The 22,370-nt window shown below is 69.3% G+C and carries 16 protein-coding genes; 5 read left to right on the forward strand and 11 right to left on the reverse strand.

Features of this window, described 5'->3' with window-relative positions; genetic code table 11:
• Positions 1-256: 256 nt before the first annotated feature.
• From tagF to phnD, 6 genes are all read right to left on the reverse strand, one after another.
• Entirely contained in the window at positions 257-907 is a 651-nt protein-coding gene (gene tagF, locus QMO14_RS00005; RefSeq protein WP_301503557.1) for a type VI secretion system-associated protein TagF, read from the reverse strand.
• Positions 904-4,506, reverse strand: a complete 3,603-nt coding sequence (gene tssM / locus QMO14_RS00010) for a type VI secretion system membrane subunit TssM (RefSeq protein ID WP_301503558.1) — start codon at positions 4,504-4,506, stop codon at positions 904-906. Before tssM ends, tagF begins: the two co-directional genes overlap by 4 nt.
• Complete coding sequence (locus QMO14_RS00015; RefSeq protein ID WP_301503559.1) at positions 4,503-5,864, reverse strand: DotU family type VI secretion system protein; 1,362 nt, start codon at positions 5,862-5,864, stop codon at positions 4,503-4,505. Before QMO14_RS00015 ends, tssM begins: the two co-directional genes overlap by 4 nt.
• Positions 5,865-5,985: 121 nt before the next feature.
• Entirely contained in the window at positions 5,986-7,317 is a 1,332-nt protein-coding gene (gene tssK, locus QMO14_RS00020) for a type VI secretion system baseplate subunit TssK (protein ID WP_301503560.1), read from the reverse strand.
• A gap of 161 nt (positions 7,318-7,478) precedes the next feature.
• On the reverse strand, positions 7,479-8,519 hold the full coding sequence (locus tag QMO14_RS00025) for a phosphate/phosphite/phosphonate ABC transporter substrate-binding protein (protein ID WP_301503892.1): 1,041 nt from the start codon (positions 8,517-8,519) through the stop codon (positions 7,479-7,481).
• Between the two features lie 2 nt (positions 8,520-8,521).
• Entirely contained in the window at positions 8,522-9,562 is a 1,041-nt protein-coding gene (phnD, locus tag QMO14_RS00030) for a phosphate/phosphite/phosphonate ABC transporter substrate-binding protein (protein WP_301503893.1), read from the reverse strand.
• On the opposite strand from phnD, the gene QMO14_RS00035 reads away from it, so the two are divergent.
• The 4 genes from QMO14_RS00035 to QMO14_RS00050 all read left to right on the forward strand — a co-directional run bounded on the left by QMO14_RS00035 (position 9,549) and on the right by QMO14_RS00050 (position 14,859).
• Positions 9,549-9,728, forward strand: a complete 180-nt coding sequence (locus tag QMO14_RS00035; RefSeq protein WP_301503901.1) for a hypothetical protein — start codon at positions 9,549-9,551, stop codon at positions 9,726-9,728. The genes phnD and QMO14_RS00035 overlap by 14 nt on opposite strands.
• Positions 9,725-11,614 (forward strand): hybrid sensor histidine kinase/response regulator, encoded by a 1,890-nt coding sequence (locus QMO14_RS00040; RefSeq protein ID WP_301503561.1) that lies wholly within the window; start codon positions 9,725-9,727, stop codon positions 11,612-11,614. The genes QMO14_RS00035 and QMO14_RS00040 overlap by 4 nt, the downstream gene beginning before the upstream one ends.
• 186 nt (positions 11,615-11,800) lie before the next feature.
• On the forward strand, positions 11,801-12,862 hold the full coding sequence (locus tag QMO14_RS00045; protein WP_301503562.1) for an ABC transporter substrate binding protein: 1,062 nt from the start codon (positions 11,801-11,803) through the stop codon (positions 12,860-12,862).
• Entirely contained in the window at positions 12,859-14,859 is a 2,001-nt protein-coding gene (locus tag QMO14_RS00050; RefSeq protein WP_301503563.1) for an ATP-binding protein, read from the forward strand. The genes QMO14_RS00045 and QMO14_RS00050 overlap by 4 nt, the downstream gene beginning before the upstream one ends.
• A 72-nt stretch (positions 14,860-14,931) precedes the next feature.
• On the opposite strand, the gene QMO14_RS00055 is transcribed toward QMO14_RS00050, so the two are convergent.
• A complete protein-coding gene (locus QMO14_RS00055; RefSeq protein WP_301503564.1) occupies positions 14,932-15,906 on the reverse strand; it encodes a GlxA family transcriptional regulator in 975 nt (324 codons plus the stop codon).
• Between the two features lie 100 nt (positions 15,907-16,006).
• On the opposite strand from QMO14_RS00055, the gene QMO14_RS00060 reads away from it, so the two are divergent.
• Complete coding sequence (locus QMO14_RS00060; RefSeq protein ID WP_301503565.1) at positions 16,007-16,645, forward strand: cysteine hydrolase family protein; 639 nt, start codon at positions 16,007-16,009, stop codon at positions 16,643-16,645.
• A 43-nt stretch (positions 16,646-16,688) separates the two neighbouring features.
• On the opposite strand, the gene QMO14_RS00065 is transcribed toward QMO14_RS00060, so the two are convergent.
• The 4 genes from QMO14_RS00065 to QMO14_RS00080 are packed head-to-tail and all read right to left on the reverse strand — an operon-like array spanning position 16,689 to position 22,335.
• Positions 16,689-16,883, reverse strand: coding sequence for a hypothetical protein (locus tag QMO14_RS00065; RefSeq protein WP_301503566.1), 195 nt, complete (start codon positions 16,881-16,883; stop codon positions 16,689-16,691).
• A gap of 32 nt (positions 16,884-16,915) precedes the next feature.
• The gene (locus QMO14_RS00070) at positions 16,916-17,878 is read right to left on the reverse strand and encodes a T6SS immunity protein Tli4 family protein (protein WP_301503567.1); all 963 of its coding nucleotides are present in this window, start codon (positions 17,876-17,878) and stop codon (positions 16,916-16,918) included.
• Positions 17,879-17,914: 36 nt separating this feature from the next.
• A complete protein-coding gene (locus tag QMO14_RS00075; protein WP_301503568.1) occupies positions 17,915-19,741 on the reverse strand; it encodes a triacylglycerol lipase in 1,827 nt (608 codons plus the stop codon).
• Positions 19,741-22,335: a type VI secretion system Vgr family protein gene (locus QMO14_RS00080; protein WP_301503569.1), complete on the reverse strand. Its 2,595-nt coding sequence runs from the start codon at positions 22,333-22,335 to the stop codon at positions 19,741-19,743. Before QMO14_RS00080 ends, QMO14_RS00075 begins: the two co-directional genes overlap by 1 nt.
• Positions 22,336-22,370 lie beyond the last annotated feature (35 nt).

Below are 22,370 nucleotides of genomic sequence, written 5' to 3' on the forward strand. Positions count from 1 at the left end.
CTGGGAGCACGCCGCAAGGTCCGGGAGATCAATCTGGCGCTGCTGCCCTGCAGCTTCATCGCCATGATCATCCCTCGCTCTTCGGCACTCAGCTGTTCGTAACTCCTGGTCATGCAAGCTCTTCCCTTCAGGATCGAGTGTGTTGCACTTCAGAATTGAAACCGCCCCTACTTTTCTTTGGCGAAGCAAAGAAAAGTAGGTCGCCCGCCGGGGCGAGACCCGGCCTCGGGAAGCAACACGGCAAGAGGCATTCATCTCACCCCTCCTCCGCAAACCCAAGAAACAGCGCATCAAACTGCTCATCCCGAGGCAACCCGGTACTCAACATCCGAATCCCTGTCTCTGCAGACGGATCACTCAGCCACAACGAAGCTCCCGCCAGCGGCAGCTCCAGCGATTCGACACCGCTCCCCCGCTCATCGGACGACGATGACTCCCCGACAAACAACCGCTGCAGCACAGCATCGAACCGCACCGCATCCAGATCCCCATCCAACCCCTCCAACGCAGCCTGCGTCGCATGAGCCCACCACCGCAACGCAACAGCCAGCGCCGCGCCTCGCAGGGTCCCGGGCGAATCCGCCTCCAGCTCCACCGCGATGGCAAACGGAAAGTACCGCCCCACCCCATCCACGGAAGGCATCAGCACCCCGATCCAGGCTCGGTCGCCAGCCACCTGCCGTCCCAGCGCAAAGCACCAGATAGGCGCCTCCAGATACCGCTCGGTCCAATCCGCCCGGTCCCGCAGCCGCGACATCCCCCGCTGCAGCCACTGATCCCACACGGCCCGAAACGCCTCCGGCAGCCGCCGATGCGCGAAGTCGCCCATGCCCGGCAGCTTCCCGAACCACCCCGGCAGCGCTGTCGATGCAAAAAGAGCAGAAGAAAAGGAGGACTCGACGCTCACAACCCCTCCGGACAGGAGAACTCACGCAGCTCGCGCAAGCGGATCGGGTGCTGCACGCTGTTGGTCGTCACCTCGAAGCGCGTCTTGCGCGCACCGATCTGGAAGGTGATGAAGAACTTCTCGGGCGCGTCGCCCGCTTCGAGCTGGCCGTCGTCGAGCGTGCGGAAGAGCGCCCACGGCCCGTCCACGGCCGAGCCGGAGCTGCCGGTGGTCGAGGGCGGGCTGACCTGGATGCGCACCTGGTTGCTGCCCTTGGGGCCGGGCCACTGCACGGCCATGGGCACGACGGGGCCGTGTGCGTATTTCACGAGCTGGCCGTCGACGTCGAGGATGAACTGGGTGATGCCCGCGTCCATTTCCACTGGCTTGAAGTCCAGCCGCATCGACGGGCCCCGGCCGCCGCCGCGGAAGAAGATTTCCTTGATGCGCGCGGCGCGCTCGAACTGGGCGAGGGCCTGGGTGGTGATGGCGCCGCGCTCGGCCACGGGCTTGTAGCGCCACGGGCGGGTGCTGGTGTCGACGATGGCGGCCAGGCGCTTCTGGAAGAAGTCGTCCATCAGGCCGCCGGGGCCGAACATCTGGCCGAAGTCCTCGGGCAGCACGTCGCGCTTGCTGCTCTGCACGAAGGGGTAGCGGCCGGCGATGGCGCGGGCACAGAACTCGGTGACGGGGCGCAGGTCCTGGCTGAGGTTGCCGCGCTCGGCCACCTGGGCCTGCGCGGCGCCGGCCTGGCTCAGGTTCTCGATCATGGAGCGCACGGGCTCGGGCAGGCGGCCGGCGTCGGACTTGAGCTTGCCGGCCACGTCGCCGGGCGGCGGCGAGGTGCGGCCCTTCACGGCCGTGTCGACGGCGTTGAGGTACACGTACACCTCGTTGAAAAGTTTCAACGCGTCGTCGATGGGCGCGGGCTGGTTGGGGCCGCCGGCAGTGACCAGGCGGCGCAGCGACTCGAAGCGGTCGTCCACGATGCTCTCGATGCGCTTGCCCGGCGCCACCTGCCTGCCGGGGTCGGCGCCGAACAGGTCTTCCAGGCCCTTGCGGGTGTTGCGCACGGTCTCGGTGGCCTTGCTGACCACGTCCTTGTTGGCGTCGGCGGCCGGAATCAGCGTGGTCTGCTTGACCACGGCGCGCAAAAAGTTGGCGAGCGGCGAATCGACGCCCGAGAGGATGCGCGCGGTCTCGATGTTCTTCTCCAGCCCGTTCACGCGAATCAGGCGCACGTCGGCGAGCAGCGCTTCCCACTGCTTGACGTATTCCTCCAGGTAGAGGCGGCGCACGCGGTCGGTCAGCGCGCCGAGGGCGGCCACGTCGCGCAAACGGTCGGCGGCGTTGCGGTCCTGGCCCAGCACCCACGGGTCTTCGTTGGCGAGCAGGCCGGTGAGCACCGTCACCTCGTTCTGGAAACGCTTGTGATAGCCGTCATAAGTGAACATGCCCGGCACGCCGTCGGACAGCGGCTTGCCGCTGATGCGCTCGAACACCAGCGGGCCCGAGGGGCCGGTGGCTGCCGCCACGCTGAAGGCCGGAATGTCCTTGCTGGCGCGCTGGCGCTTCAGGCGGCTGAAAACGCGCTGCTCCAGCGGGTAGCTCGCGAGCACGGCGCGCACGCTGCGCACCAGGTTCTCGTCCATCTTCAGCGGCGAGCGCGGCGGGCCCTGGGCGATGAGCACGTCGAGCTGGTCTTCGAGCTGCTTGCGCTGGTCTTCCGGAATGCCGCGGTCGAGGTTGCGCGCCCAGTCGAGCGTGATCCAGGCCTTCAGCGCCTCGGCGTCGAAGTGCTCGGGCTGGTAGAGCATCAGATAACTCTTGAGCGCCTCGTACGTGAATTCGAGGTTGTCCTTCTGCGCGGTGCGCAGCTGGTCCTCGATGCGCTTGGCGATCTGCGGCAGGAAGGCGTCGTTCAACGCGCGCTGGTGCGTGAGCATGGCGGCCGCGTCGAGCTTGTCGCCCTGGTAGAGGCCCAGCGTCATCGACAGCGGCTCGTCGCCCTGGCGGTTGTCGGGCGTCTTCCAGATGTCGCGCAGGCTCTGCAGCACGGGCGCCACTTCGACCAGGTTCTGCACGCGCGCGGGCAGCGCCGCGAGGTTCTGCCGGGCGGGCTCCACGCGGGCCTCGACCGACTTCAGGTAGTTCATGTTCTGCAGCGTGCTGTAGCCCCAGGCCGCGAGCAGGCCGACGGTGACGAGCGTCATGGCCGTCACGCCGATCACGCGCAGCGTGTGGCGGCGGCGCTCCAGCTTCACGTCGGCGCCGGCCAGGCGCTGCTCGGGGAACACCACTTCGCGCAGCAGCGAAGTGAGGAAGTAGCTGCGCCCGCTGGACTTCTGCGGCGCGAGCATCGCGCGCTCGATGCCGAAACTGCGCGCCAGGCTGCCCATCACGCGGTCGATGGGGCTGCCTTCCTGCGTGCCGCTGGTGAAGTACACGCCGCGCACCCACGGCGGCTGCGCGAAGCGCGAGCCGGTGAACACCTGCTCCAGCAGGTCCGACAGCAGCGGGCCGATGGAGCCGAACTGCGCCGGGAAGCCGAAGATCGCCGCGCGGCGGTTGCCGTCGGTCTCGCGCTGCATGCGCGCGATGAGGCCATCGTTCACGCGGTTGTGCAGCAGCGCGAACTCGCGGTTGAAGGCGGCGGAAAGCCCCTTTTCTTCCACCTGCAGGTTCTCGTCGGCCGGCAGCGTGAAGCCGAAGACCTGCGCGCGCTGCTCCTTGCCGAGGTCGTCGAAGTAGTCGGTGAAGCCGTAGAGCAGGTCGCTCTTGGTGACGAGCACATACACCGGCAGCCGCGTGGTGAGCTTGCCGTCGAGCTCCAGCAGGCGCGCGCGTATCGATGCCGCGAGCTGGGTGCGCGCCTCGGGGCCCTGGCTCAGCAGGTCGGCCACGCTGACGGTGAGGAACACGCCGTTCAGCGGACGGCGCGGGCGCACCTTCTTCAGCAGGCCCAGGAAGCCTTCCCACGCGCTCTTGTCTTCCGACTGGTGGCTGTCCTGCGTGGTGTAGCGCCCGGCGGTGTCGATGAGCACGGCCTCGTCGGTGAACCACCAGTCGCAGTTGCGCGTGCCGCCCACGCCGCGAATCGCGCCGGGGCCGAACTTCTCGGCCAGCGGGAAGCTCAGGCCCGAGTTGACCAGCGCGGTGGTCTTGCCCGCGCCCGGTGCGCCGATGAAGACGTACCACGGCAGGTCGTAGAGATAGCTGCCGCCCGAGATGGAAAGCCAGTCGCGCCAGCCCGGCTTCTTGCCGGCGGCGTGCATGCGCATCTGCTTGAGGGTGGCGACGGCTTCGCTGAAGCGGGTGTCGAGGATCTTCTGCTCGCCGTTGACCGGCGCATCGGCCTTGGCGGCCGGCGCTTTCATGAGGCCGTCGGTCAGATGCTGGCTCGCGCGGCGGGCGCGCCAGCGGCGGTACAACGCGCGCAGCACCACGACGAGCACGATCACGCCGATGACGATGGCGCGCGTGGTCTCGCTTTCCAGCGGGGCGAGCGAGCCGATCTTCACCAGCGGGCCGATCCACCAGATCAGCAGCGCGACGACGATCAGCGCCAGCAGCGTGAGCAGCAGCGGGCTGAAGAGGAAGCCGAAGATTTTCTTGATCATTTCGTCGCTCCCGTGGCTGGAGCAGCGGCCGGCGCGGCGGCGGGAGCGGGGGTGACGCCCTCGGGCCCCGTCAGCAGCACGATCTCGACGCGCCGGTTGCGCGCGCGATTGGCGGGCGTGTCGTTGGGCGCCACCGGCTCGGCGTCGGCCTTGCCGTCGGAGCGCATGCGGGCCGGATCGACCAGCGTGGAGAGCGCGCCTTTCACCGCGTCGGCGCGCGCGGCCGACAGGTGCCAGTTCGACGGATAGCGCAGCGAGCGAATCGGCTGGTTGTCGGAGTGGCCGGTGATCAGCACCTCGCCCTTCACCTCGGCCAGCGCCTGGCCGATGCGGCGCAGCACCGGCAGCGACTGCGGCATCGGCTCGGCGCTGCCGGAGCCGAAGAAGGAGTCGCCGCGCAGGCGCACCACGCTGCGGTCGGCCTCATCGGTCACCGTCACCAGGCCCTGCTTCACCTCGGGCTCCAGGAAGCGCGCGAGGCGCGGCGTCTTCGCCGGCAGCGCGGGCGGCGCGATCTGGATGTTGGGCGCGCGCAGGCTGGACACCGCCGCATACGTCGTGTCGGAGCGGTGGTTGAGCGTGAGCCGCAGGCCGAACCATGCGAGCGCCAGCAGCAGCGCAAAGCCGGCCGCGAACACCCACAGCGGCAGCGACTCGCGCAGACGCACCGTGCCCGCGCCCTGCCCGCGCCAGTGCGGCGAGAGCTCGGCTTCCACCGGCGGGCGATCTTTCGCGATCAGGTCGGCCAGGCGCTGGCGCACCGAGTCGAGCTGCGCGCGGCCGTTGTCGATCACGCGGTAGCGGCCCTCGAAGCCGAGCGCGAGCACGCTGTAGATCAGCTCCAGCAGCTGGCGGTGCGTGGGCACGTCCTGCGCGAGCTTGGCCAGCAGCTGGAAGACCTTCTCGCCACCCCATGTCTCGTTGTGGAACTGCACCAGCAGGCTCTGCTTGTTCCAGCCGGCCTGCACGCCCCAGGGCGTGTTGGCGACAGCCTCGTCGAGCGCGGTGCACAGCACGTAGCGCGCGGCCAGCACCGACTCATTGCCGACGCCCGCGCGCCTCGCGCTGGCATCGAACTGGTTCACCGCGTCGGCGGTCGATGCGCGCAGCGCCGGCACGTTGGGCGGCTGAGCGAGGTTGCGCAGCTTTCCGATCAGCACCAGCAGCTTGCCGGCGGCCGACACCAGCGGATTGAGCAGCCCCAGTTCGCCCACGTCGGCGGCCGGCGTCGGATCGGCGCCGCCGAAGAATGGCGCGGGCGCAGGCGCACTCGGCGTGCCCGACGGCGTGCGCGGCTTGGGCTTGATGACCGTGCGTTCCGACTCGAATGCGGCAAAGGGATCGGGAGGTGTGCTCATGATGGCTCCACGCTGACGGTGCCAATTCGTGGCATGCCGGCGAACCGGCTTTGCCGGACCGCAGGCGTTGCCCCCCGGAAGGGGGTGGGCGCAGCGACACGAAGTGCGCGAAGACTGGGGGTCATGCTCGTATTGCCCAGAACTGGAGGTCCAAGCCGGGGAAGTCGCCCGCGATGTGCATCGCGATGCCGCCCGACTGCTCGAGCTGCCGCCACAGGTCGCTGTTGCGCGTCTCCAGCTCGAAGTAGCTGGCGCCGGTGTGGAAGGGAATCTGCCTCGGCGCCACCGGCATCGGCGTGAGCGTGACGCCCGGCAGCGCGAGGTTGACGAGATCGCGGATGCGCTCGACCGGCCCGATCTTGACCTGCGTGGGAAAGCGCGCGCGCAGCGCCTCGCTGGGCATGCTCGCGCTCACCGCGAGCACGAAGGTGGCCTTGCGCTGCAGTTCCACGTCGGTGACCACCGCCACGCGCACGCCGTGCTTGCGGTCGTGCAGGTCGATGCGGATCGCCGACTGCTCGAACACCATCGACAGGCTGCGCCGCAGGTCGTCCATGAGCGGGCGGAAGCTCATGGCAAGGTCGTCGTGGACGTAGGGGCCGAAGCGCGACACGCGGCGCGAGTCGCGAAAGCTCGCGAGGTCGCCGGCCAGCCCCAGCGCATGCTCGAAGAAGTGCTGCGGATGCAGCATCGCGCTCTTCGCGAGGTGCGCGAAGACGGCCTCGTTGCGGTTGACGGCCTGCAGCAGCATGAAGTCGGCGATCTCGGCCACGCCGCCGGTGCCGCCCTGCGTGAGCCGGCCGGCCAGCGCCTCGCCGCGCTGGCGCAGCAGTCCGAGCAGTTCGTCGAGCCAGGCGCGGATGACGGCATGGCCGGCCACGTCGAGCAGCGGCGGCAGCATGGCGCGGTCGAGCTGCACCTGGTTGTCGACGCGGCGCTCCACCACGCGGGCCACGCCGATGGTGGTCCAGGCGTCGGTGGCTTCGCTGGCGCGCATCAGGCGCGTGTGGAGCTGGCCCAGCTGCAGCATCGCGGTGCGCTCGCCGGCGGTATTGGAGTCGGGCACTTCCGACTCGAGCACGCGGTGGCGCACCAGCTCTTCATATTCTTCGGCATCGGCTTCGCGCGCGCCGGCGCGGCGCAGCGGCAGCGCGAGCACCACGGCCTCGTCGCGCATGGCGACGGGAATGTCGATGGGCTCGGGCAGCGGATCGACCGCCGGCATGTCGAAGACGGTCCCGTCGCCGAACACGCCCACCGCGCGCACCAGCGCCAGCTTGCCCAGCGTGAGCGCGGCGGAGTCGATCTCCAGCTCGGCGAAGCCCCATGCGTAGGGGGTGGTGGAGCGCAGCAGCACGTGCCGCGCGTGATCGGCATGACGCTCGCTCTGCTGCAGGTGCTGAGGCTGCAACAGCATCCCCTCGCTCCAGACCACTTTTGTTCGCCAACTCATCCGCACTCCGTCAACGGCAAGGGTTGCCTGAAAGAAACACGAAGTTTCCGGCTCGGGGGGCTGGTGGCAAATCCGCCTTAAGGCCTAGCCAATGGCCTAGGCGAGGACCTGGAGCTACGGCGAAGGGAGTAGAGATTTGCCCGGCGCGCGGGCTTGTCTGTTCAGCGCGCGGCGCCGCGCAGCGTTTCGACCTGCTCGGCGTAGGTCTTGTCGATGCGCTGCAGCCGCTGCTCGCGCGCGGCCTCGTTGACCCACGCGGCGGCCATGGCGTGCTGCCTGCCGAGCTGGCGCTCCAGCTGCGCCTGCGGCAGCAGGGCGCTGTCGTCGGCGGCGACGTAGCCGTAGGCGGCGCGCAGGCTCTTGAGCACTTCGCGCTCGGCGTCGCCACGCGCACCCTTGGCCTTGCCATAGCCGGTCAGGAAGTTCTGCAGCCGCGCCTGGAACTCGGGCGGGAAGTCGCGCCGCACCACCATCTGCGCGCCGGGCGGCGGCTGCGATTCCCACACCACCTGCAGCCGCCCGGCCTCGACGGGGAACTGCTGGCGGAAGCGCTCGAAGTCGGTGGTGTTGTTGGTGGCCACGTCGGCATCGCCATTGGCCACGGCCAGCGCCGTGGCCTGGTGGGTGCCGACGAACTCGCTGAGAAAGCGCGTCTCCATCTCGATGTTGTGCGGCAGGAAGAGCTGGCTCTGCGGCACGATGAAGCCGGTGACCGAGCGGCTGTCGCCGCGCGCGAGCCGCCACTTCTCGGGCTGCGCGAGCAGGCCTTCGAGCGTGTTGAGCGGACCGGCCTTGCGCACCAGCAGCACGGCCCGGTGCTCGGGCAGCCCGGAATGCCGCGCGATCTGCGCCACCACCTTCATGCGCCGCTGCATCACGGCATCGAGCGCCATCTTTCCCGAGAGAAAGGCCATGTCGATCTCGTCGCGGCCGATGGCGCGGTCGAGCTCTTCATAGGTCGGCACCGAATACATGCTGACCGGCATGCCGAGCGCGCGGCCCAGGTCGTTCATGAGCGGCGTCCACAGCGCGCGCGACTCGACGGTACCGCCCAGCGGCAGCACGCCGAAGCGGATCATGCGGATGGCCGCCGGCGGCGCGCCCTTCCCGGCGGGCGAGACCACCGCCGCCTGCTGCGCCATCACTGGCAAGGCGATGAAGGCCAGCAGTGCGGCGGCCGCGCGCCAGAGCCTGGCCCGCATGCTCACGGCGACACGTCCTTCAGCACGCTGACCTGCTCGGCGTAGCTGCTCTCGATGCGCTGCAGCCGGGCTTCGCGCGCGGCGTCGTTCACCCACTGCGCGGTCATGGCGTTCTGCTTCGCCAGCTGGTAGGCCAGCCTGGCGGCCGGCTGCAGCGAACTGTTGTCGGCGGCCACGAAGCCGGCCAGGTCGTGCAGCGACTTCAGCACCACGCGCTCGGCGTCGCCGCGCGGCCCCTTGGCGCGGCCGTAGCCGGTCAGGAAGGCCTGCACGCGCTTGCGCAGCTCAGGCGTGTATTCGCGCCGCACCACGATCTGCGCGTGCGGGATCAGGTCGGACTCCCAGATCACCTGCAGCCGCTCGGTCTCGGCCGGAAAGCGCGTCTTGAAGCGCTCGAAGTCGGCCGTGTTGTTGGTGGCCACGTCGGCTTCGTTGTTGGCCACGGCCAGCGCGGTGGCCTGGTGGGTGCCCACGATCTCGCTGCGAAAGCGCGTCTCCATCGCGATGTGGTTCGGCAGGAAGAGCTGCAGCTGCGGCACGATGAAGCCCGACACCGACAGTTTTTCGCCGCGCGCCAGCCGCCAGCGATCGGGCTGCTCCAGCAGGTTCTTCAGCGAATTGAAGGGCGGTGCCTTGCGCGACAGCAGCAGCGCGCGATAGCCGGGCAGGCCGTCGTGGCGCACCACCTGCGCCACCACCTTCATGCGGCGCTGGGTGACGGCGTCGAGCGCCATCTTTCCGGAAAGGAAGGCCATGTCGACCTCGTCGCGCTGGATCGCCTGCGCCAGCGCCTCGTACGAGTTGACCGACAGCACGCTCACCGGCCGGTTGATGGCGCGGCTGAGCTCTGCCAGCAGCGGGTCCCAGTCACTGCGCGACTCGAAGGCGCCACCCAGCGGCAGGATGCCGAAGCGTACCGGCGGGCCGTCCGGCGCATTGGCCTGGGCGCTCGCCGCAAGAGGCAGTGCCGCCAGCAGCGCCAGGGCCGCCGCGCGGAACCAGGCGGCTGAGAACGGGGCGAATCGGCGCATGGAAGCCTGCATTTCTGGGGCGAAAGACATAGGGCCGGCGCGCATCGGCGGGTCTAACATGGGCGGCACGGACGCCATTAAATATCAATTGCAAACATTTGTTGTGATGTTTTTCCCAGCTTTCCCGTTCCGGATCGCCGCCATAAGCTCGGCGCCCATGCGTCCGATGCCTCCATGAACTGGAATTTCCGCGTCCTCCGGGGCCTGGGGCGCCTGACCTTCGCCCAGCAGCTGATCCTGCTGGCAATGGTGCCGGCGGCGCTGGCCACGCTGGCGGCCATCGCCGTGCTGACGCGCCAGCACCTGGGCAACCTCACCGAGCTGATGCGCGCCAACGCACAGACGGTGGCGCTGCAGGTGGCCACGGTGGCGCAGGCGCCGCTGGCGCGCATGGACCGCCGCGCGCTGGCGCGCACCGCCCAGTCGGGCACCTACCAGCCCAACGTGCAGCAGGTGCAGATCTGGACGGAGGACGGCGAGATCGTCGCCAACTCCGAGACCACGGACCGTGCCCGCACCGAGGGCCTGCAGGTGGTGGTGCCCATCGTGAGCGACGACGGCCGCCACAACGGCAAGGTGATGGTCGAGATGAGCCTGGAGGCCGTGCAGAGCGCGCGACGCTCGGTGTGGCTCAACGTGGGGCTGGTGCTGGCGATCAGCCTGGTGGGCGTGGGCCTGGCCGGCTGGTGGGCGGCGCGGCGCATCAGCGAGCCGATCCGCGCGCTGGGCAAGGCGGTCGACCGCCTGGGCGCGGGCGAGGACGCGAGCGTGGCCATCGAGGGCACGGCCGAGGTGCGGCATCTGCAGCGGGGCTTCAACGAGGCGGCGCGCGCGCTCGCCGAGAGCCGCCGGCTGCTGCAGAGCCGCATCAACGAGGCGACCGCCGAGCTTGCGCGCAAGAACCAGCTGCTCGAGGTGGCCAGCCAGGCCAAGACCCGGCTGCTGGCCGCCGCCAGCCACGACCTGCGCCAGCCGCTGCACGCGCTCACGCTGTTCTCCGACGGGCTGGCCAACGGCGAGAGCGACCCGGTGAAGCTGCAGCGCATMGGCCACATCCGCGAGTGCGTGGACTCGCTGGACCGCCTCTTCTCCGAGCTGCTGAATCTCTCGCAGCTCGACGCGGGCGTGCTGCAGCCGCAGTGGATCGACTTTCCGCTCGACCGGCTCTTCGAGGAGATCAGCCGCAACTTCCGACCGGTGGCCGAGCAGCAGGGCCTGCGGCTGGTGGTGCGCAAGACCGACGTATGGGTGCGCTGCGACTACGTGATGCTCTCGCGCATCCTGAACAATCTGGTGTCGAACTCGCTGCGCCACACCATCGAGGGCGGCGTGCTCATCGGCGCCCGGCGGCGCGGCCGGGGCGTGCGCATCGACGTGGTCGACACAGGCGTGGGCATCGCCGCGCACCATCAGGCGCGGGTGTTCGAGGAGTTCTACCAGGTGGAGCCCGCCGGACGGCAGGCATCGCGCGGGGCGCGCGGCATGGGGCTGGGCCTGGCCACGGTGCAGCGGCTGGCCGAGCTGCTCAACACGCGCGTGGAGCTGAGCTCGAAGCTGCACAAGGGCACCTGCGTGCGGGTGCTGGTGCGCGCGGCCGCGGCCGCGCTGCCCATGCCCGCGGCGGTGCCCGCCCTCGCCGCCATCGAGGAGGAAGAAAGCCTGGCCGGCGTGCGCATCCTGGTGATCGACGACGAGCGCACCATCCTCGAGGGCCTGACCGTGGTGCTCTCCAACTGGGGTGCCGAGGTGCTGCCCGCGCAGACCCGCGCCGAGGCGCTGGCCATGGCCGACGACTGGGAGCGGCCGCCCGATGTGGTCATCAGCGACCTGCTGCTGCAAGGCGGCGACAACGGCCTGGACGTGATTGCCGCGCTGGAGCGCCATCCGCGCGGCATCGGCGCCGCCACCGCCCGCCTGCTGGTGACCGGCGAGACCAAGCCCGACCGCCTGCGCGAGGTGGCGAGCGCGGGCATCACGGTGCTCTACAAGCCGGTGTCGCCGCGCGTGCTGCGCCAGGCGATACAGGCGCAGCGCGCGGCGGCCGCGCAGGCGGTGGGCGCATAGGCGCGCCAGCGGTAAGTGCCTGGGTACGCCATCGGGCATAGGCCGTGCGGCCACAGCGGCGTGGAATTCATCACGCGTGCAGGCCACCGCACACGCTGACATAAGCCCTCCGCCTTATCGCGCTGAGAAGGGGTCATCCTTACATTGGATCGCCCCTCGCTGCGGAAGCAGTCCATGTTTGTTGCCGTGAATCCCGTCCTCCCGCCCTCTTCGAGAAGGCTGTGGCGCGCCGCCCGCGGCGCGCTGGCGGCGGCGCTCGCGTGGGCCGCGGCGGGCAGCGGCTTCGCGGCGGCCAGCCTCACGGTGCTGATGGGCGACGACATGGCGGCGTCTTCCGAGTTCGTGCAGCAGTTGCGCGCCGACCAGGAACCCGGCGGCAAGTTCGAGCTGGTGCGCGTTGCGCCGGGCGCAGCCCTCACGGCACAGCCCGAGGCGGCCGCGCCCCCCGACACCGAGCGTGCGGCCAACGCGGGCGTGCGCACGCGCAGCCTGCGCCCCAGCGCCGCCGACACGCCGCTCACCATGGCCGTGGGCCCCGCCGCCGCGCGCGCGGCCATCGAGCGCCCGGGCCAGGAGCCGCTGGTGCTGGCGATGTTGAGCCGCCTCGAATACGAAACCCTGAAGGCCTCAAGCCCGGCGCTGCGGCGCGGCGACCGCCGCGTGGGCGTGCTGCTGCGCGACCCGGCCATGGCCGACCAGCTCGCGCTGGTCAACGCGGTGCTGCCGCAGAAGCACCGCGTGGGCGTGGTGGCCACGCCCGAATCGGAGCCGCTGGTGCGCGAGCTGCAGCGCGCCGCGCAGGGCACGAACCCGGCCTGGGACCTGCGCGTGGAATACGCGCCCGACGCGCGATCGATCGCCTCCGCCCTGCGCCTGGTGGTGCCGCAGAGCGACGCGCTGATGGTGCTGCCCGACCTGATCGGCGACAACCAGGCGGCCACGCTCTCGGTGCTGCGCGCCGCCGCGACCGCCGGCCTGCCGGTGTTCGGCGCCAGCGAGGGGCTGGTGCGCTCGGGCGGCCTGGCGGCGGCGGTCTCCACGCCCTCGCAGCTCGCCCAGCAGGCGCGGCTGCTCGGCCAGAAGGTCGCGAGCGCCGGCACGGCCAGCGGCAATGGCAACAACAACGCACCGCTGGTGGAAGCTGCGACGCCCGCCACCGTGCGCGTCAACGCGACCGTGGCACGCGGACTCGGCCTGCGCCTGCCGGAGGAACGGGAACTGACCGACCGGCTCGCGGCCCCGCGATGAGCAGCGTCCCGCCTTCCCACGGCCCGGTCGAGCCCCCGGAGACGGAGGGCGCGGGCTCGCCATCGCGGTCGCCGCCGTCACCATCTCCGCCGCCCGCCTCCTTCCAGTCGCCCCACACGCTGGTCGTGCGCGGCAACCTGCAGCGCGACCTGTTCCGCCTCGGTGTGGTGCCGTGCGCGGCGGTGGCGCTGGCGCTCACCGGCTGGTTCACCCACAGCCGGCTGCAGACCCTCGAAGCCGCCTTCGACGCCGAGGGCCAGGCCGTGGCGCGGCAGGTGGCGGCCATGTCCGACCTGAGCCTCTACGCGGGCGACCTGCCGGCCTTGCAGAACGTGGCCAACGCCGCGCTGCGCGGAGGACAGGTGACGCGGGTGGAGATCAGCAACAGCGCGGGCATCTACGTGACGGCCGGGCCCAAGACGCCGTCGCTCGCACAGCTGCGCATGTTCACCTCGCCGGTCACGCTGCGCGAAGCCTCGCGCGCCAGCGCCTTCGCGCCGGCCGGCTCCACCGCGGCGGGCGACACGCCCATCGGCCTGGTGCAGACCTTCCGCGACACCACCGCCTACACGCGCGAACGCAGCCGCTCGCTCATCGCAGGCATCGGCATCGCGCTGGTCGCGCTGATCGCGGCGTGGGCCTCGGTGCGCCACATGGCGCGCACGGTGGCGCGGCCGCTGCGGCGCGTGTCGCGCACCGTCGCGGCGCTGGAAGCCGGGCATTTCGAGGTGCGCTGCGACGTGGTGGAAGGCGGCACGCGCGGAACGCACGAACTCGCGGTGCTCGCGCACGACATCGACCGCCTCGCCGAGCGCCTGCAGCGCAACCGCCAGATCAGCGAGGAGCGCGTGCGCGAGGCCACCGCCGTCGCGCTGCAGCGCATGGCCGAGGCCGAGCAGGCGGCCCTGTCGCGCGCGCGCTTTCTGGCAGCCGCGAGCCATGACCTGCGCCAGCCGCTGCATGCCATGGGTCTCTTCATCGACGGCCTGCTCCCTGGCGCCACGCCCGCGCAGCGTCCGGCCGTGCTTCGGCTGCAGGAGAGCACGGAGTTCATGGGCGTGCTGCTGGACGACCTGCTCGAAATCTCCCGGCTCGACGCGCAGGTGCTCACGCCGGCCATCGTCAAGGTGCCGCTCGTGGAGCTGTTCGACCAGCTCGACGCGCAGCACGCCGCGGCCGCCGTCGAGGCCCGCGTTCGGCTGCGCTGGAGCGACCGCGGCCTGGCCGTGCGCTCCGACGCGGCGATGCTGCGGCGCATCGTCGGCAACCTCGTCACCAATGCGCTGCGCCACGCGCCCGAGGGCGGCACGGTGCTGGTGGCGGCGCGGCGCAGCGCGCAGGGCGTGCGCATCGAGGTGCGCGACAACGGCGTGGGCATCGCACCCATCCACCAGGGCCGCATCTTCGAAGAGTTCTACCAGGTAGCCAACACCGAGCGCGACCGGCGCCGCGGCTTCGGGCTGGGGCTGGCGATCTGCGCGCGCATCGCCGCGCTGCTGGGCACGCGCATCACCGTGCGCTCGGCGTTGCAGGCCGGCAGCACCTTCGCCTTCACGCTGCCCGCCGCGCGGCTGGCCGACGTGACGCCGCCCGAGCCGCCGCAGATGGCGCCCGCGCCGCTGGTGGGCCTGCGTTGCCTGGTGGTGGACGACGACCCCGCCATCCTCGACGGCAGCCGCGCGCTGCTGGAGCAGTGGGGTTGCCAGGTGGAGTGCGTGGGCACCGGCGCCGAGGCCATCGCACGGCTGGGCACCGGCGACATCCACTACGACGCGGTGCTGTGCGATTTGCAGCTCGCGGGCGAAGGCGACGGCGTGGACGTGATCGACGCCGCCAAGCGCCTGCAGCCCGACGCGCTGGCGGTGCTGGTGTCGGGCGCCACCGGCCCCGAGGTGCTGCAGCGGCTGCGCCACGGCGGCGTGATGCTGCTGACCAAGCCGGTCGCGCCGGCCAAGCTGCGGGCACTGCTCACCACACGGCGGCAAGTCACGGTCTGACCCCCAGGCTTCGCGCACTGCGTGTCGCTGCGCCACGGTTCCCTTGGCGCGAAGCACACCCCTCTTTCTCATTCACGCACGCGAGAACTGCTGGCGGTATGCCGTGGGCGATACCTTGAAGGCCGAGACGAAATGCTTGCGCAGCGACACCGCCGAGCCGAAGCCGGCGCCGGTTGCGATGCGTTCGACCGGATGGTCGGTGGTCTCGAGCAGCCGCTGCGCGAGCGCGAGGCGCTGGTTCTGCACCCACTGGCCGACCGTGGTGCCGGTGGACTCGCGAAAACGCCGCGTGAAGTTGCGCCGGCTCATGAGCGCGCGCCGCGCGAGGTCGTCGAGCTCGTGCGGCTTGTCGAGGTGCCGGCCCAGCCATTCGAGCAGCGGCGCGAGGCGGTCGCGCTCGGCGGTGGCGGGCACGGGCTGCTCGATGTACTGCGCCTGCCCGCCCTGGCGGTGCGGCGCCACCACCATGCGCCGCGCGGCGCGATTGGCGGTCTCGGCGCCATGGCGCACGCGCAGCAGGTGCAGGCAGCAATCGATGCCGGCTGCCGTACCGGCCGAGGTGAGCACATTGCCGTCGTCCACGTAGAGCACCTCGGGCTGCAGCTTCACCTTCGGATACTGCTTCGCGAAGGCAGGCGCCAGCTTCCAGTGCGTGGTGGCCGGGCGGCCGTCGAGCAAACCCGCCTCGGCCAGCACGAAGGCGCCCAGGCACAGCCCCACCACGATGGCGCCGCGCCGATGCGCGGCCTGCAGCGCGCGGATGAGCTCGGGCGGCGCCGCGCTGCAGTCGTCGCGCCATGAAGGCACCACCACGATGCGCGCGCGGCGTATCGCCTCCAGCCCGTGCGGCACCACGAGCGAGAAGCCCGCGTTGGTGCGCAGCTCGCCGGGCGCGGGCGCGCACACCTGCACGCGGAAGCGCGGCGCGCCGGCCTCGGTGCGGTCTTCGCCGAAGACCATGCAGGGCACGGACAGGTGGAAGGGACTGATGCCGTCGAAGGCGACGACTGCGACGGTTTCTGCTGCGGATGCGGCTGGTGCGGTCATGGCCCGATCTTATCGACGAATGGCTTTCGGGCCACTTTCACGGAACGATGCCGGCGGGAAGAATCAGGCCATCCGAACCACACAAGAGAAGGAGCCACTCATGAGCAACAACACCGCCACTCCGCGCCGCGCCCTCGTCGTGATCGACGTGCAGAACGAATACTTCGAAGGCGGCGGCCTGCCGATCGAGTACCCGCCCATCGAGGACACGCTGCCCAACGTAACGAAGGCCATGGACGCCGCCCGCGCCGCCGGCACGCCGGTGGTGGTGGTGCGCCACCATGCGCCCAAGGGCGCGCCAGTGTTCCAGGCCGACACGCACAACGGCCAGCTGCATCCCGAGATCGCAAAGCGGCCGCGCGACCACCTCATCACCAAGAGCTTTCCGAGCGTGTTCACCGGCACCGACTTCGCCGAATGGCTCGCGCGCCACGAGATCGACACGCTGAGCGTGGCCGGCTACATGACGCAGAACTGCGACGCCTCCACCGTGTACGAGGCCATGCACCGGGGCCTGAGCGTGGAGTTCCTCGCGGACGCCAGCGGCGCGCTGCCCTACGAGAACGCGGCGGGCAAGGTGACGGCGGAAGAGATCCACCGCGTCTTCAGCGTGGTGTTCCACAGCAACTTCGCGGCCGTGACCACGACGGATGCGTGGATCTCGGCGATGCGCGAGGGCCAGGCCATTCCGAAGGACAACGTGGTGATGTCCAACCGGCGCGCGCGAGGCATCGCGTAGCTGACTCGAGCCTCGCGGGGTCGACGCGCCCCGCGCGAGGCGCTCACCGTGAGAGCCCGACCTCGAAAAGATCGCCGGATGGCTTCCCGAAACGCCGGGCATCGTCGACGGGCTTCCACAGCACATTGCTCGACGGCCCGGCGAAATCGCCTTCGACCTGAAGCCGCGCAAGCACAGGCACCGGCGAAGCCGCCATCGCGACGGCACCGGCGACCATCCGCATTGCCTTGCGGCGCACCGGGTTGTGTTTCGATGTCATCACGGACTCCCTCATTGGATCGCCACGGCTTCGGCCGGCGCCCCCGGCACCGCGACGCGGAACTTCAGGCCGTCGAGCAGCCTGTCCCACAGCGCGATGGCCTCTTCGTCATCGAGCGAGGAAGCCGGCGCCGCGCCGATGCGGTCGGCCATGACCTTGGTGTGCATCGTCACGTCGAGGTTGCCCGGTCTCGCGACGCTGCCGCCGTTCTCGCCGATGAACATCCATTCGAAGTCGTGCGTGCCGTCGGCGCGGCGCACCAGGGATTCTTCGCCGTTCCAGCCATGGACATTCTTCCTGCCCTCGCGCAAGGTCGTGAGCTTGGGGTACCTGCTGCCGGCCTCGCGCTTGCGGTCGGCGATCAATTTGAGCAGGCCGTCGCTGTTGCCGGCGAACCTGGTGTTGACGGTCTGGTTGCTCTCGACGCTGAAGACCACGTCGGGCAGTGCGGCCATGTGGAGGCCGACTTGCGTGAGCACATTGCCCCTGGTGCCGTCGAGGCGGCGGAAGCCGAACTCGTGGCACAGGCCTTGTTCGGTGGGGACTTCGTCGGGGGTGCGGACTCGCAGATTCGCAGCAACATCGATGGCTCGTTGAAGGATCGAATCGGCCGTGCTGTTCGTGCTCTTTGCCGTCGCGCCTCCTCCGATGAAGATATGCGGTCCTACGATGTAATACACATCGAAGCCCTCCAGTTCAAGCTTCTTCGCAAACTTGTCTTCGTAAGACCGAATCAGCCATGTGTTAGGCGCCGGCCCCTCGCCGAAGTATGTAATTTCGGCCGTCTTGTATGCCGCCAGAATCTTTGCCCGTTCGGCATTCATCACCTTCTGGATGTGAATAGCTTGGTTGGGCAGGGTCGGGAAGTCGCGCCCAAAAGCCAAGCGCGAATCCACGGGAACTGTGAGTACATAGCGTCCGAAACACAGCAGCTTGGTGTGTTCGAACAACCGTTCAATGCGAGTGTTCTTCATCTAGTCGATTTCCTTTTCACGATTTGAGCAAAGGTCTCAATCCTTCTTGTCCCACCAAGCCGGATCGAATTCGTTGGCAATGCGCACGACGCCGTACAGCGTCGAGGCGTTGGCGTCCTGGTTCCTGTAGCTGTTCTGGTGGTCATAGCCGCGCTGGACAAACTTGAGCTTGGCCTTGACCTTGCTGGCACTACGCTCCACAGGGACTGTGCCGTCCGCAGCGGCACCGGCTGGCTGCAGCTTCAGGATGAGTTCCGTGCCGTGGTCTCCGCGCACCTTCAACAGGCCCTTCTTGCTGTCACCTTTCGCGCCAGGCAGCAGCGTCCAGTTGGCCGGGTCCCCCGCCTTCGCGGCATCTCCATCAACCACGCGCCACGACACCTCGTTCCAGGCCAGCTGCTTGGGATCGTTGCCGTAGTGGGCATAGGTGCGCTCATGAAAGGTGTTTTCGATGGCATTGGCAAATTCCATCGCTCTTCCAACTCGATTTCTCGTTGCTTCCGAACCTATCTGGCTTTCGGTCTTCCCACCTTCATCTTTGGGCTTCCCCAACTGCCCAGCCGGATCAATCCACTCCGGATTGATCAACCGCCACCACTTCTCCGGCCCCTGCGTGTAGATCTCCTCCACGGCATCGCCTTGCGGAAGGCGAGCGAGGAAGTTGCCCTCCTGGTCCTGCACATGCAGCCACTGCGTGCCGTATGCAGCCGCGGGCAGCAGTTCGAGGCCACCTTGCGCATTGGCCAGCACTGCCGTGACTTTCTCTCCGTCGTCACCCAGCAGGCCCTGGATGATGTTCGCGACGATGTCCAGGAAACCTCCGCCCTCGAAGCCCGCGCGCATGCGCTTGTAGGCTGCCGCGGCGCCGGTGGTGGGCATCACCCCGTGCACGATGCCCAGCACCTTGTCCTTGATATTTCCGTAGTCCGGATGGATCAGCGCGCGGGCCAGGATGCCGCCCATGCTGTGCGTGACCAGGATGACGCCGGGGCAGTCGAAGCCGTTGTCGTTGTATGTCCGAACGAGCTTGTCGATCTTCGGCGCGAGCGACCGGGCTTCCTCGCCGTTGCTCCTGAGCCAGTTGTAGCCGAAGGCGTGCACGGGATACCAGCAGTTTCCGATCTTCATGAGGTCGGCTTCGCTGAGCGCGGCGCCTTCCTGCGCGCCGAAGCCCGAGGGCGCGCGCCCCACCATCGCCTGCGGGTCTTCGCTGTTCGCCCACGACAAGGACACCTTCACCTGCTCGCCCTGGCCTTGCAGCATGTCGTTGAGGCGGCCTTCCATGTGCTTGAGGATGTCGCCGTAGGCACTGAACATCACCTCGCTCCAGCCGCGCGCGCGGGCCTTCTGCGCGGCCGAGAAGCTCTGCCTGTTGGCAGCCAGCGGGTGGCTCGGGTCGGCCTTGGGGTCGTCGATCAGCAGCTTGCTGATGTAGCCCAGCTTGTCGGGCACGTTGGCGTGGCGCTTGTCGGAGCCGAGCGTCGCGTCCCCTGTCGCGTCGTACCCGGCGGGGCCGTTGTCGGTGACCTCGTAGCGGTCCACCTCCACCTCGTCGGGGTCCAGGCGCATCTGGCGCTGCGCGGGGTTGTCGTTGCGCCGGCCCAGGACGTCGCCGGTGTCGTCGGGTCGCCAGGCGATGTTGTCCTGGCGCTTGAGCAGCGCCTGCCGCGCCCTGGACAACCGCAGGTTGCTGCCCATGATGCCCGGCAGGAAAACAACGGGGATGAGCTTTCCGGGTGGCACGCGCACCCGCACCCTGCGCTTGTCGGCGACGGGCGTGGTGACCACGCCCGCCTCGGCGAAGCCGCCGATGCCCAGCGAGAAATCCATCCAGCGGTCTTCGTCTTCTCCCTGTACCGCCATCACGCGCTCCCTCCGGCGTTCGAGCTTTCCTTGGCCCGTCCGAGCCAGCGCACCTTGTAGAACTCCGGCGCGTCGGCACGCTGCACCTGCGTGGAGCCGTCGCTGCCGGTGATGGCTCCGCCGCGAGCCGGCGCCTGTGCGCCGACAGGCGCCGGCTCGCGCGGCGGCGGTTCTCCCTCGCGCACAAGCCTGAACACCTGCCGGGCTGCGGTCGAGTTGTTCTCGTCGAGGTTATGGAAGATCAGTTCCTGATCGAAGGCGGCGTTCGGGTCCTGGTTCACCAACTGGGGCGCGCGGCTCGCGGGCCCCACGAAGCTGTGGGTCGCGGCGTGTTCGCGCCACAGGCCGTTGGTGCCGTGCACGATGCCCTGCGCGTTCCAGCGGCTGAAGCTGGAGCCGCCGTTGATCAGCACTTCCTCCCTGGCGGTGATGGTGATGCGCTCCGCCTCGAGCTTGATGTTGAGCCTGCCCAGCAGGTTGATGCTGTTGCGCAGGGCCTGGATGTCGATGTCCGCGTTGCCCGCGATCAGCCGCATTCCGGCCTTGCAGGCGAACAGGCGCACCGCGTCCCTCGCGCTTGCAAGGAAACTCTTGCCCGCGCTCACGCTGGTATGCGCGCCGCTGGTGAGCGCGTTGTGGCCGGCGCTGGCAACGTGCGTCGAGCCCTGTGCCGTGGTCTGTATGCCTGCCGGGCTGGCCAGCGTCAGGTGCGGCTGCCTGAATTCGGGGAACTCGCCTTGCCGCGCGGCGGCGCTGCCTCCCCTGATGGCGTCGTTCTGTTCCTTCAGTTCCCGGGCCACCTCGTCCTGGTCGCCTGCCTCATGCGCCTTGGCTTCCGTAGCCAGTTGGCTCAATCCTTCATGCAGATCGCGTCCTTGCGTCAGCCGTGCGACGGTCTCGCGCACGTCCGTGATGTGGGCCTGTGCATTCGGGCGCGCCTCGGTGGTGACGAGCAGGCCGGCCATGGCTCGAATGGCCCCGTGCCCATCGGTGCGCAGTTCGAAGCCCTGGCCCCGGTCGTCCTCGCGCCCGGCCGTGCTCTCGATGCGGCCGATATGCCCCAGGCTGATGCTGCTGCTCAGGTGGTCGCTCTTGAGCTGGGCCTGCGGCTTGCCGCTCGTGTCGTCCAGCGCGAGATGGTTGCCGCGTTCGCCGCCGCCGAGTTCGCGGCTGCGATAGCCGGCAAGGTGCTTCTGCGCGGGCAGCGCCCAGGCCGGCATGAGGTCGGCGTTGTGCACGCGGCCGATGACGATGGGGCAGTCCGGATCGCCGTTGAGGAAGTCGACGATGACCTCCTGCCCGATGCGGGGCAGCGCCACCTCGCCGAAGTTCGCGCCTGCCCAGTTCGAGGACACGCGCATCCAGCAGCTGGTGTTCTCGTCGTGGCGGCCAAGCCGGTCCCAGTGGAACTGCACCTTGATGCGTCCGTGCTGGTCGGTCCAGATCTCCTCCACGGCAGGGCCGACCACGACGGCAGTCTGAGGTCCATGCGTGCGCGGCTTGGGTGTCGTGCGCCGGGGCCGCCAGGGAAGGCTCGTGGGCTGGGCTTCGAACGCGAAGCGTTGCACCGAGCCTTCGGAGGATTGACTTCCTTCGGTGGCCTGAAGGTTCTCTCGCAGGTCGTAGCTCACGCCGAGCAGCAGGTATTGCCGGTTCTGGTCGGCGCGGGGGTGTTGCGCCAGGCGCATGGTGAAACCCGGCGCGAGGTCTCGCCTGTTGGAGCGGCCGCTGGCGCGGCTGCGCTCGCTGAGCTGTTCCTCGTTGCGGATGACCGCATAGGCATCGCCATCCTCCAGCCGGGTGTAGCCGCCGGGCCACTCGTACTGTTCGTAGCGGTCGTGTTCGTGGCCGATGGCCTTCTGCCGCGACTGGCTCAGGTCTGCCCTGGGGTGCAGGTCGTCGTAGTCGTCATGCAGGAAGCGGCCTGGCCGAACCTCTTCGCGAGCGGTCCATTCGTAGACGCGCTCGCCGGCATCCGGGCCGCCGGTCATGCCGGCCTGCTCGTCGACATGGAAACGCAGCTCTTCGCCACCAGGCAGCGGCCCGTGCGAGCCGGCGATGTCGTCGCCGAAGACCAGCACGTGCCGAGCGTCTTCATGGCGGAAGAAGTAATACATCCCTTCGTGTTCGCAGAGGCGGGAGATGAAGTCGAAGTCGCTCTCGCCGTACTGCACGCAGTAGTTCCAGCGGCAGTAGCTTCGGCCCAGCCTGCGTTCGAGCGGATGGCCGTAGCGATCGAGCACGGCCGCGACGATCTCGGGAACGCTCTGGTCCTGGAATATCCTGAAATCGGAGCGCAGCGTCGCCAGCCACAGCCATGGGCGCAGCTGCATCCGGTAGAAGCAATGGCGGTCGTCCTCGCCCGAAAGACCGAACCGCGTGGCGATGCCGTCGATGTGCCTCGCTTCGCCGCTTTCGGTCTGGATGACGACGGTGGCGGACTTTCCCAGCATCGCGTTCGGGTCAATCGCGTCGTGGCCGCCAAGCAGGTCGAGATCGAAGCTGTAGAGCCGGCTCAGCTCCTCGCGGCCGGCCAGCCGGTGGAATCGAAGGGCATCGCCCGCGGGCGTGCGGACGCTGACGCGCCGCCTCATGGCGGAAAGGCGCGTGCGGGCGCGCCGTTGACGTT

It is taken from the genome of Variovorax sp. CAN15 (assembly GCF_030462475.1).
Classification (GTDB): domain Bacteria; phylum Pseudomonadota; class Gammaproteobacteria; order Burkholderiales; family Burkholderiaceae_C; genus Variovorax.